This window comes from Porifericola rhodea (assembly GCF_030506305.1).
In the GTDB taxonomy this organism is placed as follows: Bacteria; Bacteroidota; Bacteroidia; order Cytophagales; family Cyclobacteriaceae; genus Catalinimonas; species Catalinimonas rhodea.
Window position 1 is genome coordinate 342,700 of sequence record NZ_CP119421.1, and the last position, 18,956, is coordinate 361,655.

Consider the following 18,956-nt stretch of genomic DNA (forward strand, 5'->3'; position numbering starts at 1 on the left):
ACAATCTTAATTGTTAAAATTCTATTGCTTTGGGTCACCTTCCTGTGTGGGTACTTCTTCCAGAATTATCTGGTTCTCTTCTTCAACCTTCAGGCTATCCTGCTTACGCTCTTCTGCTTCTCTTTCAGCTTCCATTTCATCAAGCGCCTGAAGTTTTTGCTCTGCCTGCTCGCGTATGCTAGGTAGAGGAGAGTTTTCTATAAGAGATGTTAAAGTAGCTTTTGCCTGAAAGTTTTCTTCCAGAGCAATATAGTTTTCTGCTATTAGTAAAAATGATAGCCCTAACCAGTTTTCATAAAGTGAGAAGTTCTTGTTTAGGTCGTAGAGCGTTTCTATAGACTCAGCATACTTCTCCTGATCGTACTGGATTTTAGCCATCAGGTATTGAGCTTCGGCCCCATACTCATCTTTAGCAGTATTTAGAGTTTTGAGGAAACTATCAATAGCCTTTTCGTAATTTTCGTTTGCGTACGCTACCTTTCCCTGATACAGCATTGCCATATTCTCAGCGGAGGCAGAAACGTTTGCCTTTTCTATAATTTGGTTAGCATAGTAGTTTACAGAGTCCAGAAGGCTTTTGTTATTTTCTGCTAGCACATAGTAGGCAGTCATCATACCAGACCAGGCATTAAACTGCTCACGCTTGTTTTGGGCCAAAGCCGCCAGGCGATTATAGTACTGTATAGCCTGCTGGTTATTTCCTTGCGACTGCTCTAACTCAGCAATTCGCTGCACAGATCGGTTGAGGCGAGAAGAAGTACCTTGCTCCGCAATTTCATAAAATACTTCAAGTGCCTGTTCTATCTGGTCGGAACGGTAGTAAGATTCTGCCATATAATACTTTGCCTCCTCGGTATTCGCATTATCGGGGTAGTTGTTGATAAACTCCTGCAAGCGGCTGATTGCCTGCTGGTATTTCTGAGTGAAGTACAGGTTTTTAGCTGACTCAAATTCAATGTTGCCTAGCGCCTTATCTTCGGGGTTAGCATTTTTATAAATGGCCAGATACTCAGAAAAATCATCATTACCTGCTCCACCTAATGACTGTACCTCCTGCAAACCTAATAGCGCTGAGTTTGCGACCTTATGCTCCGTATGAGCTTTAATGATTAGTTTGTAATCTGCCGATGCCTGATCGTATTTTTGCAGGTTAGTATAAGCTACCGCTCTCCTTAAAAGTGCATAAGGCACCAGATTACTTTGGCTGCTGGACTGTACCAGGCGAGTAAAACTATTGATAGCCTGCTGGTAATTGCCCTCTTCCAGATAAAGCTGTGCTTTCTGAAAAACCGCGTCATCACGATAACGAGAGTTAGTATAGCGGTCAATCACTTGATCCAGACTGGCTCTGGCTTCATTCATCTTACCCTGGATACCTAAAATAATTCCTTTCTGATAATAGGCATAACTGATGTCCGGATTGTTTTGCCTTATGGCTTTATCATAAGTGTTAATGGCCTGACCGTAGTTTTTAGTCACATAGTAAGTGTCTGCTAACCTAATGAGGCCATCCTCATAATTGAGCTTTCCTTTAGGGTTATTATTTGACTTTTGTTCAATAGTCTGTACGTATTTTTCAAAGTGGTCTTTAGCTTTTTGGTACTCTTTGGTGTTATAGTAAGCATAGCCTATACCATAGCGAGACTTTAAAAAATACATTTCACTTTTATTTTCAAGCTGTCTTTCATCACCTAATGCTCTAAAAACTGCCGCATAAGAATTGATAGCTTCTTCATACTTCTTACCTACGGAGTAAGCCTCCCCCTTCCAGAAGTTAGCTCCTGCTACCAGTTCACGATCTATAGGATATTGCAGCGATTTGTCAAATAACTGTACCGATTGAAAATATTCAGATTGATTAAAAGCCTGCGTACCCGCGTAGAAGCTTACTTTCTGGTATGCTTTACGTACCTGAAGGGTCTTATTGGGCAGGCTTTCTATAAATTCTATCGCCTGAGTGTAGTTCTGGGTATTCAGGTAAGCTTCGCTTAAGAGGTCATTTACTTCTACATTGTGGGTACTGCCTGAGTATCTCTGTTTGAAACTTTGCAAGGTTTGTATAGCGCGCGCATGCTCACCTAGGGCTACCTGTACTTTGCCTAAGTTAAACATAGCCTCTTCTTTAATCTCAGGGCTAAAATCCATATTAGAAGCATGCTCAAACGCACTTACAGCAAACTTTTCGTTACCCTCGTCTACATAAAGCTGTCCCAGGTAATAAGACGAAAACTGCCCGATACTATCATTTCTGGAAGCAATCTGTTTAAAGTTGTCAATAGCAGGTTGCGACTTACCAGTTTTATACTGCGCAAAAGCCAGACGGTACATCATAGAGGCTTCGGGTCTTCTGAGGCTGGCATACTCGCTTAAAAAAGGCTCTGCTCTGGTATAGTTGCCTTGCATAAAATAGGCTTCTCCCGCCAGTAGCATAATATCCGGCAAGTTTTTTACCTGGCCATTATTGCTGTCTAAAATACCTTGCGCGTACTGTTGTAGTTTAGCGTAATCTCCCTGCTTGTAATAAATATTTGCGATAAGGTAAGGTACCACCTGAGCATAAGACTCTTCTTTCTCTGCCTTTTGTAAATCGCTTAGTGCCGCACTAAAATCACTCTGCTGATAAGCAATATATCCAGAATAGTAGTTGGCCGCACTGGTAAAAGGGCTATCAGAAGCTTTTACCTGATCAAAGTAGGGCTTGGCTTCGTAAAAATTCTGTTGGGTAAAATAGGCATACGCCAATTTAAAGTTGCGGGTATTTTTTTCTTCCTGTGTTAGATTTCTGGTATCTGTTTTTTCAAAGTATGCAATGGCCTTATCGTAGTTTTCATCTTTGAAGTAGAAGTTGCCTAGCTCGTAATTTGCTCTAATAGCTTTAGGATGGCTACTGTGTTTGTTAACGAACTCTGCCAGACGAGCCTCACCATCTGCATTGTATAACCTGAGGGCCGCATATGCTACATAGTACTCGGCTTCTACTGCACGTTCACTATTTTGATCTTCTTCCAGATACTCTTCAAAAGCCTCACGGGCAGCGCTATACTTTTGCTTGTCTAACAAGTCCATCCCTTTCTGGTAGTGAGATAAAGGTTCTACATTAGACAAATATTGCTGTGCGTAGAGCGAAGTAGAAAAAATAAGGCTTAATACAAAAAATAAAATAAACTGCTTTTTCACTTTTACAGGCATATAGAGGGTTGCGGTAAATTTGTTTTTAAAACGACCTTATGGTCTAAAAATTTCTTTAGCTACTAGCTAATGCATTAACCTAAAGACTAGCTCTTTTAAAATTTGAGCATCTGAGCCATTAATATTGTCAATTCCTTTCGCATACTGATCAGCCATTCGCAAATGGTGAATGTTGGCAATTACTTTAGGCAGGGGGTAGTTAACAGCTGCAATTTTATACTCTTTAGCGAAAAAAGGGTTTACTTTAAGTACCCCTGCCAGTGCACGCTCTGACTTGTCTGCTGACTGATGCACCAGAAGCAACTTACTAAAAAAAGTAAAAAGTAGCGCTATAATCGGGATGATAGGGTTAGCCTTTTGGTTAGCTTCAAAATAATGTATGATGCGATTGGCTTTAAGCACATCATGTACTGCCAGCGCCTTCTGCAACTCAAACACATTGTATTCTTTGCTAATGCCGATATACTTCTGTATTACTGCCGGACTAATTACTCCATCTTCATCCCCTTTACTAAAGTTAATCAGTACCTTTTCTATCTCATTGGTTAAGCGTTTCAGGTTATTACCAATATAATCGGCCAACATTTGTACAGCCTTGTCTTCTATATCATACCCCTTTTGCCTTACATAATTGGCAATCCAGTCAGGTAGCTGGTTATCGTACATTTTTTTAGCTTCTACCAAAATTGCCAGCTTGTCTAGCAACTTGGTTAAGGGCTTACGACCATCCAGGCTTTTATACTTGTAGCAAAACACCAATATGGTAGAAGGCATTGGATTTTTAACGTAGGCCTCCATCAGCTGCTGCCCACTTTTATTGTTAAAGTCCTGAATTTCCTGAGCTTCACGTACGATAACAACCTGACGCTCGGACATCATAGGAAAGCGCTTGGCATTATTGAGCACAGCACTAACATCCACATCCTTACCATACATCACCATCTGATTAAAGCCTCGCTCTGATTCGTTCAGTACATTTTCCTCAACATAATCAGCGATCAGGTCTATGTAGTATGGTTCATCTCCCTGCAAAAAATACAGGGGCGCATATCTTTTTTCTTTTAAAGATTTGAGTACAACTTCAGGCGACTGGGGCATCGTAAAATCTTCTGTTTAGTTCTCTGTAACCTTAGTAAATGCTTAAATAATAGAATGTAATAATTCCAGAGCACGGGGCACATTCATTTCTGTCATCCACTCTTCTTTAGCAATAAGCACCGGAGCTTTTTTACATTTACCTGTGCATTTAGTACCAATCAACTTTACAGCTTTCTGCTGCTTCGTTTTTTTAAGTTCACTTTTTATCGCTTTCTGAATGTCTTTACAACCATTTTTTTTGCAGTCTTTGCCGTTACAGACAAATATAAACTGCTGATTTAAGTCTTTTTCTCTGCTCATTTTCAATATTTTCCCACCATAACATCAGGAGACCGCAACTAATTGCATTAAGATCCCACAAAGCCATGCGCCGTAAGTTCCTACAAAGTAACCCAAGACCGCCAATAGCACCCCTACCGGTGCCAGAGATGGACTAAATGCAGAGGCTACAACAGGTGCAGAAGCGGCACCTCCCACGTTGGCCTGGCTGCCCACTGCTACAAAAAAGAAAGGCGCTTTGATCAGCTTGGCAACTAACAGCAGGACTATAATGTGTATCATAATCCAAATCCCCCCTACCATAAACAGACCGGGGTTGCTTACTACTGTAGTTATATCCATTTGCATACCTATGCTGGCAATCAACACATACAAAAATACAGTAGCAAAGCGAGAAGAGCCTACCCCTTCTAATTTCCGCACCTTCGTAAATGATAAGATTAAGCCAGCAGTAGTAGCAATAACCACAATCCAGAAGAAGCCTGAGGTAAGGCTAAATTTATTTAGCCCTGGATAGTTGGCTTCCAGGAAGGGAGCAATAAGGTCAGAGGCAAAATGAGCAAAGCCAGTTATGCCAAAGGCTATTGCCAGTATAGTCATGGTATCCTGGGTTTTAGGGATTCTGGCAATACCTGCTACATACTCCTCTACCTGTTTCTTCACACTTTTAATGGCAGAAGAGTCCGCTTTGAAAAACTCGTCAATTTTTTCTGATCGTCCACTCCCATATAAAAGTACTGCAAGCCACAAGTTAGCTACAATAATGTCTACCGCTAATACTGCAGAGAACAGGTCGGTACTGGCACCAAATACTTCCAGCATAGCGGTTTGGTTAGCCCCCCCTCCTATCCAGCTACCGGCAATTGTGGTTAATCCACGCCAAACCGCATCGGGTCCGGCGCCTCCTACTGTTTCGGGAGAGAAGGTGGATACGATCATTATAGCAATGGGCCCTCCGATAATAATACCAATGGTACCCGCAAAAAACATGATGACAGCCTTAAAGCCTAGTTGAGAAATAGCCTTAATGTCAATGCCTATAGTAAAGAGCACTAAACTCGCCGGAAGCAAATAACGGGATGAAACAAAGTATAGACTTGACTCTTCTCCTGAAATAATATTAAAAGAATTAAGTACTGCTGGTATAAAATAACAGAGTAATACAGAAGGAACGTAAGTATAAAATTTTTGCCAGAAAGGGTTTTGGCTGGAGGAAGTACGAAAAACCACTGCCAATATGATAAAAAGAATACCTAAAACTACTGCATCGTTGCTAAAAAGAGGGCTTTCTTCTGCTATCTGTTCCATATTTAATCACTTATGATTCTTCAAAACTAAGCTTTTCGGCTAGAGTAACGAAAAATTTAAATTGATTTTGTTTTTCTTCAATTCGGGGCAGAATAATTCATTCGTAAGTTCAGCGTAGAAGTCAAAATTTTAGCTTGATATTCTTTTTTAGCTTTGCTTTTGATAAAGTACGCAGAGAGGAAGCCACAATGAGAAAAACTGCAATTATATTATTTCTACTAATTTTTAGTATCTGTTCCGCAGAGGCTCAGCGCATGCCTTTCTTTACCCATTATTATAATAACCCCTACCTTTATAATCCCGCTTACGCAGGTTACGACAAACATTCTGTATTTTATCTGACTCACCGCCAGCAATGGTTTGGAGTAGAAGGAGCTCCTATGAGTACTCAGCTCAGTTTTCATACGCCGATGGGCAACGCCAACCCTCTATTCTTTGGAGCAGATGTCGTAGATGATCGCTTAGGCGCACTTAAGCATAATGCTGTGAAGGCCTCACTTGCCTATATGCTGCCGCTCTCATCTGAGTATGAGCACTATATTAAAACTGCTTTTTCTTTTGGTCTGGGAATGCACAGCTATGACCTGTCTAGTATGGACATTGGCGATGATCAGGTTTTGCAGGCTGCCTTATCTAATCGGTCATACCTGGATGGCCGATTCGGCTTTCGTTACCACAATCGTGGATTTAACCTGAGTGTAGCATTGCCTCATCTTTTTACTCCTCCACCAGTATTGGTTGAAGGATTTGGAGATATTGCCTTTGATCAGTTTAGCCGGATGATATTTAGTACTCATTACCGTTTTAATTTTAATGAAGAAGGTAGTGTAGCTTTTGAACCTACAGTGCTATACCACTACTCACAGGTGGAGCAGAGTCAACTGGAAGCTCTGGGCATATTGTATTTCAAAGAGTCTTTTTGGGCTGGTGGTGGATATCAGCAGCAAAGCGGCATTAGTGGTACAGCTGGCTTCAGAGTAAAGAACCTGAAGTTTAGCTATGCCTACAGTACCGGAGGTAGTGAAGTATCCGCGTATGGCATGGGTACTCACGAAGCGCAGTTAGGTATTATTATAGGTAAGAAAAAAGAAGTACTGAAAAGAAAGCCCAGACTCTCTACACAAAACACTATTGACGACATACCCGATGAAGCGCTGCTTGAAAAGCACGAGAAAAGCAGAAAAAAATCTGAACGCAAAAAGAAGAGAGAGAAAAGCGTACCTGACAGAAAAAAGGTAAACCCTGCTCCGAGTGTTATTTTAGTAGAGCCGACAGAAAATAAGGGTACTACTGAGCAAGAACAGCCAAATAATGATAGCTCGCAAAGCCAGAATACCAGCGAAATGGTGCTTACAAACGCACCTTCAACAAAGAGCAGTACAGAGGATACTCAAGCTACTAAAAATGCTATACCTGTAACGAAGCAGCAGCAAACTTCAAGAGACTATTCTGACCTTAATTTTGATTCTTTTGAAAATGAGTCGGGAGTTATACAGTTGGGTGAAGATGGAGACGCAAGTCCTTCTTCCGCGTCTCAACAGCAGCAAGCTAAACAGCTAAATGAACAGCAGCCCAAAAGGACCGAGGACATACCGCAAAACAAGTCCTCTGAAACTAAAGAAATCTCTTGGGACAGTCCTGCTAATAATAAGACATCCGCTGAAGAAAAAGAAGCGCATCCACTGGCTTTAAAAGGTGGTTTCTATATCATCGCAGGCACTTTTTCTACAGAAGCCAATGCCCAAAAGCTTGTTGATCAGTTAAGCCAGCAGGGATTTTTCCCAGAAATAGGATACCATACAGAAAAGCAGTATTTCTATGTGCATGTATTTCAGGGTGGAACTAAAGATAAGGCTTTACAGGAGCTTGACAGGCTAAAGCAAAATGCCACATTCCAAAAGTCATGGATATTAACGGTTGAATAAGAAGGTTTGCTAAGCTACTAGTTCTTTAATGTAGGACTTTCTAATAGCTCATAAAAAAACTTCTCGTAGTTGTCTATAGTCTTATCTAAAGAGAACTTCTCAAATGCAGTTACTTTGCCATTTTTAATAAAGCTTTGTCTTACCTCATCATCAAACAATACTGTTTTTATTTTTTTAGAAAGATCTGGGATATTATTGTTTTCAAACAAAAGTCCGTTGATTCCATCGTCTACTACATCAACGATACCTCCAGAACGTGTTGCAACCACCGGAGTCCCCATAGCCATGGCTTCTACCAGCACTAAACCAAACCCATCCATAGTTGAAGGAAGTACGTTTACATTTAAAAGTTTATAAAGGTGTAGCGTATCTCTATGTGAAAGTTTACCTGCATAAATAACTTTCTGTTTTACTTTGTAACGCTTAATGTAATGATCTAAACTTCCTTCAGGAATACCAGCAAAAACAACCTTAATGTTTTCATCTAAATGCGGTAGAGCTTTAACTAACTGATCCTGCTCTTTCATACGTGCGACACAACCAATCACAGTATCATTAGAACTCAAAGCTAGCTCATTCCTGAGCTCCTGTACTCTTTGCTCGTCTATGTTCTGGTATTGTTCAGCAGGGGTTCCATTATAAATTACATGTAAATGTTCTGCTGGAAAACCTTTTTGAATAAAGATATTTTTTAATTCGTCACTTACCACTACTATTTTATCCGTCCCTTTAATGTAAAAGCTATTTTGCAACCACCCTCCAATGCTCTCTGGCCTCTGTCTTCTGGTATGCACAAGCTTAACGTCGAGTTTATATTTCCATTTTGCAAAAATGGCCAGGTACCTATCTTTACTTGATTGAGCGTTAATCACCTCAATTTTCTCAGCCTCTACGAGTTCTTTAATCGCTTTTACTGTTTGCATGTCTAGCTTAGACTTAAACCTCATGGGTACCAGATGCACTGCAGTATTTTTTAACTTTTCAAAGAGACGCGTATCTTTTTTACCAGCCAAATATACCTGATGTCCTCTATTCGCCAATCCTTCTGCTAAAAACGCAATAGAGTGGGTGGAGCCTGCCAGCCCTCCCTGATAAGTAGTAAGTAGTATTCTCATTAACTAATCACAAATATTAAGTATTTAAAGACATTATCACACATTAATGAGCAATATAATATGAATTAATGAAAATACTTAAAGGTACAAACACTCTATTATAAGAGTGTGGTTATCAGGGCATTATAAAAATTCGTTTTGAATCATATAAAACGAAACTGATAGAAACTTAGCCCGTTGATAAGAAAACTACTTATATGGGTACCGTTAACTTCAGAGCTGAAGTTTACTTCAAACAGGTACCTACACAAAAAAGGAAAGAGGACATAGGAGTGAAATTGTGATACTTAAATTCTCCACTCTCCTATCTCTATGCTTATGAATATTCTAATTACTTCTCAAAAGGCTGGCATGGCTGGCTCTACATACTCTACTACTTATCTGGCTAAAGGGCTTAGCGAAAGAGGACATAAAGTTTATTTAGCCTGCCCGGATAACTCTCTAATGCAGAAAATGCTAAAGGGTTCGTCAGTATCGCATATTCCTATGAATATTCGCCATAAACTGGATAGAAAAAACATCAAGCAGATTGCAAATATTGTTACAGAATACAATATTGATTTGATTGATGGGCAATCCAGTAAAGATCGGTACACTACTATTCTAGCAAAATGGTGGTATCGCTTACCAGTCAAATTAGTTCATACACGCCGCCAATTGGCTCTTAGCATGGGGATACTAGGTCAGAGTTGGTTCTACGAAAAAGGGACAGATAGAGTGATAGCTGTAAGTAAAGGAGTAAAGCAGTCACTGGTAAAGATTGGAATAAGTCCTGAACACATAGAAGTAATCTACAATGGTACACCTGCTGAAAAATATGAAGCTGTAGCTCCCGAAAAAGTAAACCTACTTAAACAACAGTTTGATATAAAAGAAGGAGAATTTGTGATTGGTTGCGTAGCACGTTTAAAAGAACAGGACCAACTGCTTGAAGCTCTTCATTTACTGGATAAGCCCGTCAAAGTTATTTTTGTAGGTATAGAACCACAGGAAAAGTATAAAAACATAATAGAGAACTATCGTCTGCCACATAGCATACACTTTGCCGGAGCAGTTTCTAATTCTGAGGTGCTAAATTACTACCCTCTTTTTAATGTTAAAGTTCTACCTTCTACCATTGAAGGCTTATCTCAATCTTTGCTTGAAGCCATGGCTTTGAAAGTGCCAGTAGTGGCAACTGATTTGGGAGGCAACAACGAACTCATTGAAGAAGGGAAAAATGGGTTTTTATTTCAGCACAAGAACACTAGACAATTGGCCGAGATTCTGCAGAAACTTATAAATTCTCCTCAGCTTGGTGTTCAACTAGGTAGTTTTGGACAAAATACTGCACTAAATACCTTTTCAATTCATAATACTGTCGTTAAGCACGAAGCTATGTTTGAAAGGTTGCTATCAAATTAGTGGTACTCTGGCACCTTCCAGGAGTTAAAAACAAGTTTGGTATTATTTTCCTTGGTTCTTACTAAGTTGCTCGCCCATAGCTGCGGACTCAAATAAGTTTCATAATAAGTGATTACCTCTTTCCTCATATTTTCTATTAGTGAGAGGGGCATACTAAATACGCCTTCCAGCTTTAGAAGCAAATCTTCTTTACTTTTAAAGCTAATACAGTTTATTCCATCTTTTAAAGCAGGGTGAAAGTACTCACTATATTCTAATATGGGTATACAACCTACTGCCATAGCTTCTACCGCATTATGGCACATGGGCATATCTGTTCCTGGTGCAGCCAGAAAAAAATCAAAAGCACTCAGTGTACTTAACCAGTTTTCAAAGGGGATACTTATCTTTCCCGTGTCTACCAAAGTAAATTTACTGCGCTGCTCCTGTTCATCTAGCTCACTTACTAAGTTTATTTTTCTAAGCCTATCCTGAGGAAGTTTATCTCTTACATAATCAACCAAAGAGAAGCGAGCTTCTTTTTGATATAACTTTTGTACGTTTCCTCCACTATATGACTTTGGATTTAAATTTCCTGCAAATAGTACCCTCCCACTTCTCTCATTTTTCCTCAGCTCAGCTAAACGCTTATCAATGCCGCTCTCATAAATTTTGGGATGCATCATATAAGGTATGGGCTGTAAAGTGGTAGAAAAGCTCAGCGAAGCTTTAGGTGCAGCCTCTTTAATGAGAAACACTTGATCGTACTCAGGAAAGTATACGGAATCTTTAGGAATCTGAAAATGATCAGAAATTTTAAAATTATAATTGAGAAGTAGCTTCTTATACTTGTCCAAACGAGCCAAAAAACCATACTCCGGGTAAAAAACTATTTGATAGTCTGCATTAGCAAAAGCTTTCACAAACAGATATACGTAACGTCCCATATCACCATGCCAGTACTCTCCGTAAGGGCGGAAAACTAAAACACCATTAGTTTTTTCAGGCCTAAAATCAAGCTTTCTTTTGCTTAACAGTTCTTTATAAGCTCTTCTTGCAGAAGGGTTAATATAGCTTAAATAGCGTTTTAGCTGTTTTTCAATTTGCTTTAACTTCATGCTTCAAAAATATAGCAATTTTGCACCATGCCATACTCTTACTCAAATCTTATCGCTGAGATAAACATTTACAGATAGACTCTGTTGCCGGGCTAAGTGTGTTAATATGTTGTGCTTCAGCCCGGGAATGTCGTAATTTGCCCCAAATTTAGATACAAAAGTATGCACGTAGCAGTAATAATTACCACCTACAACCAACCTGAGTGGCTGGATAAAGTACTTTATGGGTATTTGCTTCAGACTTATCAGAACTTTCAGTTAGTTATTGCCGATGATGGTTCCGGTGAAGAGACCAAGGCTGTTATAGAAGAATACCAAACCAAATTTGGAGAAGATCGCCTCATTCATGTATGGCAAGCAGACGAAGGCTTTCAGAAATCACGTATCATGAACAAAGCTATTCAGGCTACAGATGCGGATTATCTTTTGTTTTCAGATGGAGACTGCATTCCACGACAAGATTTTGTGGCCACTCATGTAGATAGAGCTCAGGAAGGCTATTTTCTTTCGGGTGGTTATTTTAAGCTTACATCAGAAGTAAGTGATGCTATTGGTAAAGATGAAATTAAAAAAGGACTTGCTTTTTCTAAAGAATGGCTATATGCCCAGGGCTTGCCCAAAACCTACAAAACTTTAAAGCTTACTGCTAAAGGCAACTTTGCAAACTTTATGAACTGGATTACGCCTGCCAAGTCTCCATGGAACGGCCACAACAGTTCAGGCTGGAAAAAAGATATAGAAAGGGTAAACGGTTTTGACGAACGCATGCAATACGGAGGCCAGGATAGAGAGTTGGGAGAAAGAATGTATAATGCCGGCATTAAGTCCAAGCAGATACGCTACAGTGCTATTTGTGTACATCTGGACCATCCTCGCCCCTATCGTACCAATACCTCTATTAATAAGAACAGGGGAATAAGAGATGTGACCAAGAAAGAGAAGAAAGTCTGGACAGATTACGGTCTGGTAAAAAATAGCCACGAAGGCTAAAAAGAAAAAGCACTGTCTAAACTAGAAACAGTGCTTTTTCTAAGCTTTAAACTAAAATTAGTATCTATAATACTCAGGCTTGAAGGGGCCTTCTACCTCTACACCAATATACTCTGCCTGATCCTGGCTAAGTGTATCCAGCTCTACACCAATTTTAGCAAGGTGAAGTGCCGCTACTTTTTCATCCAGGTGTTTAGGAAGCGTATACACAGCATTTTCGTACTTGTCTGAATACTTCCAAAGTTCTATCTGTGCTAACACTTGGTTAGTAAATGAGTTAGACATCACAAATGAAGGGTGACCTGTAGCACAGCCAAGGTTTACAAGACGACCTTCTGCCAAAAGAATAATCTCATTGCCGTTATCCATTTTGTAAAGATCCACTTGAGGTTTAATCTCAGTTTTACTAGCGGCATTTTTGTTTAACCAGGCTACATCAATTTCATTATCAAAGTGGCCGATATTACATACGATGGCCTTATCTTTCATTTTTTTGAAGTGACGATCTACCAGAATATCTTTATTACCAGTAGCTGTTACAACAATGTCTGCTTCTTCTACAGCATTGTCCATTTTCTTCACTTCGTATCCATCCATAGCTGCCTGTAAAGCACAGATAGGATCAATTTCTGTAACGATTACACGTACCCCAGCACCTCTTAAAGAGCTGGCAGAACCCTTACCAACATCGCCGTATCCACCAACTACTGCTACTTTACCAGCTAGCATAACATCAGTGGCTCTGCGGATAGCGTCTACCAAAGACTCACGGCAGCCGTACTTGTTATCAAATTTAGACTTAGTTACAGAATCGTTTACATTAATAGCGGGTAATGGAAGAGTACCTTTTCTCATACGCTCATACAGACGATGCACACCAGTGGTAGTCTCTTCAGAAAGCCCTTTTACATCCTTAGCGAGTTCAGGGTAATTGTCCAGAACCATATTGGTAAGATCTCCCCCATCATCAAGGATCATGTTCAGATGTGTTTTCTTTTCTTCATCAAAGAAGAGTGTTTGCTCAATACACCAGTTAAACTCCTCTTCTGTCATCCCTTTCCAGGCAAACACAGGTACTCCGGCAGCCGCTATAGCCGCAGCAGCATGATCCTGAGTAGAAAAAATGTTACAAGAAGACCAGGTTACATCCGCTCCTAATTCTACCAGCGTTTCTATAAGCACTGCGGTCTGAATAGTCATGTGCAGACAGCCGGCAATTCTGGCACCTTTCAAAGGTTTCTGCGGGCCATACTCTTCACGCAAAGCCATAAGGCCAGGCATTTCAGCTTCAGCCAGTCTGATCTCTTTTCTACCCCAGTCGGCCAGCGAAATATCTTTTACTTTGTAGCGAACTTTTTCTTCAACCATTAGAATTTTGTATTAAGTGCTTAAAAATATTGATACGAAATTAAGACATATTCACTCAACATCAAATCTGCTAACAGCGTTATAAAAAAAGCATATTTTTTACTGCAAATAACTAATTTCTTTGAAGTAATATTTCTTTAATTCTCGCTCTCTTTTAACCAATAATTCACCCTCATCGCTTAGTCCATAAATTTTTCCCCGAAAGACTCCCCGCCCATCCTCAAAGCTGTGCCATTCGTCTAACCAATACAGTTGGGATAAATACTCTTCTTTTAGTGTCAATAGCTCTCCCGCCTGAAGTTGATAATACCTTTCTTCAAATTTTATGGCAATATCTTTTAACAAAGCTTGCTTGTCCCAGGTACTTTTAGTTATTGCTTTTAAAGATGTAGCCTGAAGTTTCTCAAAGTGCATCTGGTTTACATTTATACCTATGCCAATAGCACAAGAGTGAATCATATTGACTTTCAGGTTGTTCTGAATCAGAATACCACTAAGTTTGTGATTATTATAGTAAAGATCGTTGGGCCACTTAATTTTGAAAGGCTCGCCCAGCTGTGTACGAAGGCAATCTGATAAGGCTAAAGTAGTAATGATATTTAGATAAAATTGCTGCTGTACTTTCAGTTTAGGAAAGAGTGCTATTGTAAAAGTGAGGTTAAGACCGGCAGCAGCATCCCAGCGGGCATCTCTTTGCCCACGACCTGCAGTCTGGAAATCTGCAAGTACAATGGCACCGTTTTGCAGTTCGTCAGCAGCTAACTTTTGCATCACTACTGCGTTGGTAGAGTCACAAACAGCTAGATGTAAGAACTGACGGCCTATGAATTGCGTAAGAAAAGAATTTATGGGCAAGTTTTAGTAATATTGTAAATTGACTTCAAGTATTGAAAAAACAAGGTATAAATATTTCATGAATTCAGAAGAACTTAGTAAAGTTGTAATGCACGGCATGCAGGAAAAGAAGGGCGAAGATATCGTGTTGATGGATTTGCGCAAGGTAAAAAATGCGATTGCCGACTATTTTGTAATCTGCTCCGGTAACTCTGACACCCACATTGATGCGATCTCAGAAGCGGTAGAAAAGGAAGTTCATAAAAATAATAAAGAAAATCCCTGGCATAGAGAAGGTAAAGAAAATAAAGAGTGGGTCTTGCTCGACTACGTAAATGTAGTGGCCCATGTATTCAGAAAAGACCGTCGTGATTTCTATGCCCTGGAAGAACTTTGGGGTGATGCTATAATCACTGAAGTAGAATCTGAGCCGCAACACAAAAACTTTGTATAATTAATATCGTTCTAGAGTTAGTTTTGTTAAACCTGGATTAGAAGAGGAAATAAATGGCAAATAGCACCAAAAGGAAAAAAAAACCAATCAACAAGCCGCCGCAGAGGCCCAATTACCAAATATGGATCATCCTCTCGCTGGTGCTGCTGATCTTCGCCATCACCTATCTGAATAAAAATTCTTCAGCAATAGAAATTACTCAAAGGCAGTTTGATAAAATGCTGCAAGAGGGTGATGTAGAAGATGTTGTATTGGTAAGAAATCAAAATCTGGTAGAGGTTACCCTTACCGAAGAAGCGTTAAATGATAATGAATACCGTAACGAAGTAGAAGAGCAAAACCCTTTTTCTGTTTCCAACGGCCCTCACTATAAATTAAAAATTCCCAATCCTGAAATCTTCGACAAAAACTTTGAAGAGGCTCAGGAAGAAATTCCCGCATCCGATAAGATAGATTATAGAGTAGAAGAGCGCTCAGATATTACCAGCTTTTTACTAAACTGGGGCTTTCTGTTTCTGATACTTTTTGGTTTCTGGTTCCTGATGCGCCGCATGGCTGGCGGAGGTGGCCCTGGCGGACAAATATTCAATATTGGCAAATCTAAAGCTGCGCTTTTTGACGCAGAAAACCGTGTTAACGTTACTTTCGATAACGTAGCCGGACTGGACGAAGCCAAAGAAGAGATTAGAGAAATAGTTGAGTTTCTGAAGAACCCTTCTAAATACACTAATCTCGGAGGTAAAATACCTAAAGGAGCGCTACTGGTAGGTACCCCCGGTACAGGTAAAACGCTGCTTGCTAAAGCAGTAGCAGGCGAAGCAGGCGTGCCTTTCTTCTCACTATCAGGTTCTGACTTCGTAGAAATGTTTGTAGGGGTTGGAGCAGCTCGTGTTCGTGACCTTTTCAAACAGGCAAAAGAGAAGGCTCCTTGTATCATCTTTATTGATGAGATTGATGCCGTAGGTCGTGCTCGTGGTAAGGGCGCCATGCCTGGCTCCAATGATGAGCGTGAAAATACCCTTAACTCATTACTGGCAGAGATGGATGGTTTTTCTACCGACTCAGGAGTAATCATTCTGGCAGCTACAAACCGTCCGGATGTACTAGACTCTGCCCTACTACGCCCAGGTCGTTTTGATCGTCAGATTGCTATTGATAAGCCTGACATTGTTGGCCGTGAGGCAATATTTAAGGTACACCTGAAGCCTATTAAGGTTTCTAAAGATATTAATCCTAAGAAACTGGCAGCACAGACGCCTGGCTTTGCGGGAGCTGAAATCGCTAACATCTGTAACGAAGCAGCATTAATCGCAGCCCGTCGCAATAAAAAGATGGTGGAAGTGCAAGACTTCCATGACGCGATAGACCGTGTGATTGGCGGTCTGGAGAAGAAAAATAAGATCATCTCTCCTGAAGAGAAAAACATAGTAGCATACCATGAGGCCGGCCATGCTATCGCTGGCTGGTTCCTTGAGCATGCTGACCCTTTGGTAAAAGTAAGTATTGTTCCTCGCGGAGTAGCCGCTTTGGGTTATGCTCAATATTTACCTAAAGAGCAGTTTTTATACACAACAGAGCAAATGCTGGATCAAATGTGTATGGCACTAGGTGGTAGAGCTGCTGAGGAAGTAATTTTTGGAAAAGTTTCTACCGGAGCACAGAATGACCTGGAGCGTATCACTAAAATGGCTTACAGCATGGTCACTATTTATGGTATGAATGACAAGGTAGGTAACGTATCTTTCCATGACTCTCAGCAGAGTGACTATAATTTTAGTAAACCTTACTCAGAAGCTACCGCCCAAACAATTGACGAAGAGGTAAGAAAAATCATTGCAAGCGCTTATGAGCGAACTAAGCAACTTCTGCTAGAAAAAAGAGAGCAATTAGAAGTGCTGGCTAAAGAATTGTTGGACAAAGAAATTCTTTTCCAGTCTGACCTTGACCGTCTCATTGGCAAACGCCCTTTCAGTAAGCCTACTACTTACCAGGCTTATACCGAAAAGGATGAAGAAGAGAATAAGGAAGAGAAAAAAGTAGATCAGGCTGAAGCCACAAAAAGCACCGACACAAGCAACAGCAGTGAAAATGGTAGCGGTTCCTCAGATCAGGATACAAAAGAAGAATCTTCCATAGAAGAAAATAAGAACTCTTAATCTTCAGAAGTTCTAATAAAAATAAAAGAGCTGTTTACGCAGCTCTTTTTTTATGGCCAAATTTTTGAACCACAGCTTACAAAATTTCAAGTAGCGCATTACCTTTGCCGCAATTATGCAAGCTAAGCCAGCCTTTCAGTTTACACTAAACACAGACAAAAAGATCTATTTCGCTTCTGATTTTCATCTGGGGGCGCCCAATTATCAGGAAAGTAGAGCAAGAGAAAAAATCATTTTAGACTGGTTTGATCAAACCCTGACCGATGCAGATGCATATATTTTACTTGGAGACCTATTTGACTTTTGGTTTGAGTATAAATATACCGTGCCTAAAGGTTTTATCAGATTTTTGGGTAAGCTTGCAGAAATAAGGGACAAAGGCATTCCCATAGTAATTTTTACTGGCAATCATGATATGTGGATGTTTGACTACCTCTCTCAGGAGTTAGACTCACCCATTGTCCGTAAGCCTGTAAGTATTCAGATTAATGAACAACTGCTTCATATTGGCCACGGTGACGGACTTGGAGGCGGCGATCATGTATTTAAGGTATTGAAAAAGATTTTTCATGCCCGCATCAGCCAAAAGCTATTCGCTGCAGTACACCCACGTTGGGGAATGGGTATTGCTCACCTCTGGTCTCAGCAAAGCAGAAAAAAGAACCTCAAAAAAGATGAGTCTTTTAAAAGCAAAGAGGAAGAATGGATTTATCAATACTGCCTGGAAGTAGAAGCTAAAGCTCATCATCAATACTATGTATTTGGCCACCGGCACCTACCTTTAGATATACCGCTACATGAAAACAGTCGTTACTATAATATTGGCGAATGGTTAAGCTTTCAGACCTATGGTGTACACGACGGAAAGCAGTTTATACTCAAAACTTTTGAAAAATAAAGTCCTCTACCCTTTTTTAGGCTTTCTACTTTTATGTAATACTGCTAAATCACAGACAAGCGGTTGGCAACTGATAGATAGTCTGGGTATTACTGAAGCCACAAATGTAACTCAGGATGGCATACGCCATATCTATTGGAGTACTGTAGAGGGCGATTTGTACAAATATAATTATCGCCTAGAGGCAGAACAGGAGTTTTCGGCGCCTTACCTTAGCGAGCTGACCAGCCTGGAAGCCTCTCAGATGCTGAAAGTCTTTACTTTTTATCAAAACAGTCAGCAGTTTCAATTTTTTGATCGTTTCCTGACTTCTACCAGCAGAGCCACTATTAAGTCAGAAGATCTTACACATTTTAGCGTAGCCACCTTAAGCAGTGATCAGAAGATCTGGCTATTTGACAATAATAGTTTGCAGATAGTAAAGTACAATCCTATTCTAGAAGCTATTGAGCAACGCATAGATACACGCTACTTTTTACCCGAAGAGGCAAGTATCAAAGCTATAAAAGAATACAAAAACCGACTTTATCTTTGGTACAATAAGGAAGTTATAGTGTTTGATTTTTTGGGAAACCTGATAAAGAAGCTGCCAATAGAAGTAGATACTCCTTTCCATTTTTATCAGGATCATCTGTATTTTGTAAAAAATAAAGAAATGCACAGCTTTCATCTAGCTAGTCTGGAACAGAAGAAATACGTTTTGCCAGTTGACAGAGAGGTGCTGCATGCAATCATTTTGGATAAAAAAGTGTTCTTATTTACTAAAAGCAAGCTCTATACACTTCTGGGTGAGCTTTAACAGCAGTAAATGTAAATTGTTGTTTGCTACTCAAATTTTTTT

At 40.0% G+C, this 18,956-nt stretch carries 15 protein-coding genes; 7 read left to right on the top strand and 8 right to left on the bottom strand.

Features of this window, described 5'->3' with window-relative positions:
* Window positions 1-21: 21 nt before the first annotated feature.
* The 4 genes from PZB74_RS01540 to PZB74_RS01555 form a co-directional block, all read right to left on the bottom strand.
* Window positions 22-3,189, bottom strand: a complete 3,168-nt coding sequence (locus tag PZB74_RS01540) for a tetratricopeptide repeat protein (protein WP_302240200.1) — start codon at window positions 3,187-3,189, stop codon at window positions 22-24.
* A 66-nt stretch (window positions 3,190-3,255) separates the two neighbouring features.
* Window positions 3,256-4,287 carry a DNA polymerase III subunit delta gene (gene holA, locus PZB74_RS01545; protein WP_302240202.1) on the bottom strand — a complete coding sequence of 344 codons (1,032 nt, stop codon included), beginning with the start codon at window positions 4,285-4,287 and terminating at the stop codon, window positions 3,256-3,258.
* A 42-nt stretch (window positions 4,288-4,329) separates the two neighbouring features.
* Window positions 4,330-4,587 (bottom strand): (2Fe-2S) ferredoxin domain-containing protein, encoded by a 258-nt coding sequence (locus PZB74_RS01550; protein ID WP_302240203.1) that lies wholly within the window; start codon window positions 4,585-4,587, stop codon window positions 4,330-4,332.
* 24 nt (window positions 4,588-4,611) lie between these two features.
* Entirely contained in the window at window positions 4,612-5,865 is a 1,254-nt protein-coding gene (locus PZB74_RS01555) for a DUF819 family protein (protein WP_302242867.1), read from the bottom strand.
* Window positions 5,866-6,062: 197 nt separating this feature from the next.
* On the opposite strand from PZB74_RS01555, the gene PZB74_RS01560 reads away from it, so the two are divergent.
* Complete coding sequence (locus tag PZB74_RS01560; protein WP_302240204.1) at window positions 6,063-7,799, top strand: PorP/SprF family type IX secretion system membrane protein; 1,737 nt, start codon at window positions 6,063-6,065, stop codon at window positions 7,797-7,799.
* 17 nt (window positions 7,800-7,816) lie between these two features.
* Here the strand turns inward: PZB74_RS01560 and PZB74_RS01565 are convergent, their stop codons facing one another.
* Window positions 7,817-8,914 (bottom strand): glycosyltransferase family 4 protein, encoded by a 1,098-nt coding sequence (locus PZB74_RS01565; RefSeq protein WP_302240206.1) that lies wholly within the window; start codon window positions 8,912-8,914, stop codon window positions 7,817-7,819.
* A gap of 318 nt (window positions 8,915-9,232) precedes the next feature.
* Between PZB74_RS01565 and PZB74_RS01570 the strand changes: the two genes are divergently transcribed.
* The gene (locus PZB74_RS01570; protein ID WP_302240207.1) at window positions 9,233-10,318 is read left to right on the top strand and encodes a glycosyltransferase family 4 protein; all 1,086 of its coding nucleotides are present in this window, start codon (window positions 9,233-9,235) and stop codon (window positions 10,316-10,318) included.
* On the opposite strand, the gene PZB74_RS01575 is transcribed toward PZB74_RS01570, so the two are convergent.
* Window positions 10,315-11,415 (bottom strand): hypothetical protein, encoded by a 1,101-nt coding sequence (locus PZB74_RS01575; RefSeq protein ID WP_302240208.1) that lies wholly within the window; start codon window positions 11,413-11,415, stop codon window positions 10,315-10,317. The genes PZB74_RS01570 and PZB74_RS01575 overlap by 4 nt on opposite strands.
* 162 nt (window positions 11,416-11,577) lie before the next feature.
* Here PZB74_RS01575 and PZB74_RS01580 point away from each other — a divergent pair, with 162 nt between their 5' ends.
* On the top strand, window positions 11,578-12,405 hold the full coding sequence (locus PZB74_RS01580; RefSeq protein ID WP_302240209.1) for a glycosyltransferase family 2 protein: 828 nt from the start codon (window positions 11,578-11,580) through the stop codon (window positions 12,403-12,405).
* 57 nt (window positions 12,406-12,462) lie between these two features.
* On the opposite strand, the gene ahcY is transcribed toward PZB74_RS01580, so the two are convergent.
* The gene (ahcY, locus tag PZB74_RS01585; protein ID WP_302240210.1) at window positions 12,463-13,773 is read right to left on the bottom strand and encodes an adenosylhomocysteinase; all 1,311 of its coding nucleotides are present in this window, start codon (window positions 13,771-13,773) and stop codon (window positions 12,463-12,465) included.
* 99 nt (window positions 13,774-13,872) lie between these two features.
* Entirely contained in the window at window positions 13,873-14,628 is a 756-nt protein-coding gene (locus PZB74_RS01590; RefSeq protein WP_302240211.1) for a biotin--[acetyl-CoA-carboxylase] ligase, read from the bottom strand.
* Window positions 14,629-14,686: 58 nt separating this feature from the next.
* Here PZB74_RS01590 and rsfS point away from each other — a divergent pair, with 58 nt between their 5' ends.
* The 4 genes from rsfS (at window position 14,687) to PZB74_RS01610 (ending at window position 18,914) form a co-directional block, all read left to right on the top strand.
* Window positions 14,687-15,061 (top strand): ribosome silencing factor, encoded by a 375-nt coding sequence (rsfS, locus tag PZB74_RS01595; protein ID WP_302240212.1) that lies wholly within the window; start codon window positions 14,687-14,689, stop codon window positions 15,059-15,061.
* Window positions 15,062-15,114: 53 nt separating this feature from the next.
* A complete protein-coding gene (gene ftsH / locus PZB74_RS01600) occupies window positions 15,115-17,217 on the top strand; it encodes an ATP-dependent zinc metalloprotease FtsH (protein WP_302240216.1) in 2,103 nt (700 codons plus the stop codon).
* Window positions 17,218-17,332: 115 nt separating this feature from the next.
* On the top strand, window positions 17,333-18,115 hold the full coding sequence (locus tag PZB74_RS01605; protein WP_302240217.1) for a UDP-2,3-diacylglucosamine diphosphatase: 783 nt from the start codon (window positions 17,333-17,335) through the stop codon (window positions 18,113-18,115).
* A complete protein-coding gene (locus PZB74_RS01610) occupies window positions 18,105-18,914 on the top strand; it encodes a hypothetical protein (protein WP_302240218.1) in 810 nt (269 codons plus the stop codon). The genes PZB74_RS01605 and PZB74_RS01610 overlap by 11 nt, the downstream gene beginning before the upstream one ends.
* The last annotated feature ends 42 nt before the right edge of the window (window positions 18,915-18,956 follow it).

Excerpts from the sequence above, each read along its gene's own strand:
- PZB74_RS01550 (WP_302240203.1), bottom strand. The coding sequence starts at position 4,587 with ATGAGCAGAGAAAAAGACTTAAATCAGCAGTTTATATTTGTCTGTAAC.
- rsfS (WP_302240212.1), top strand. The coding sequence starts at position 14,687 with ATGAATTCAGAAGAACTTAGTAAAGTTGTAATGCACGGCATGCAGGAA.
- PZB74_RS01580 (WP_302240209.1), top strand. The coding sequence starts at position 11,578 with ATGCACGTAGCAGTAATAATTACCACCTACAACCAACCTGAGTGGCTG.
- PZB74_RS01605 (WP_302240217.1), top strand. The coding sequence starts at position 17,333 with ATGCAAGCTAAGCCAGCCTTTCAGTTTACACTAAACACAGACAAAAAG.
- PZB74_RS01575 (WP_302240208.1), bottom strand. The coding sequence starts at position 11,415 with ATGAAGTTAAAGCAAATTGAAAAACAGCTAAAACGCTATTTAAGCTAT.
- ahcY (WP_302240210.1), bottom strand. The coding sequence starts at position 13,773 with ATGGTTGAAGAAAAAGTTCGCTACAAAGTAAAAGATATTTCGCTGGCC.
- PZB74_RS01570 (WP_302240207.1), top strand. The coding sequence starts at position 9,233 with ATGAATATTCTAATTACTTCTCAAAAGGCTGGCATGGCTGGCTCTACA.
- ftsH (WP_302240216.1), top strand. The coding sequence starts at position 15,115 with ATGGCAAATAGCACCAAAAGGAAAAAAAAACCAATCAACAAGCCGCCG.
- PZB74_RS01560 (WP_302240204.1), top strand. The coding sequence starts at position 6,063 with ATGAGAAAAACTGCAATTATATTATTTCTACTAATTTTTAGTATCTGT.
- holA (WP_302240202.1), bottom strand. The coding sequence starts at position 4,287 with ATGCCCCAGTCGCCTGAAGTTGTACTCAAATCTTTAAAAGAAAAAAGA.
- PZB74_RS01540 (WP_302240200.1), bottom strand. The coding sequence starts at position 3,189 with ATGCCTGTAAAAGTGAAAAAGCAGTTTATTTTATTTTTTGTATTAAGC.
- PZB74_RS01565 (WP_302240206.1), bottom strand. The coding sequence starts at position 8,914 with ATGAGAATACTACTTACTACTTATCAGGGAGGGCTGGCAGGCTCCACC.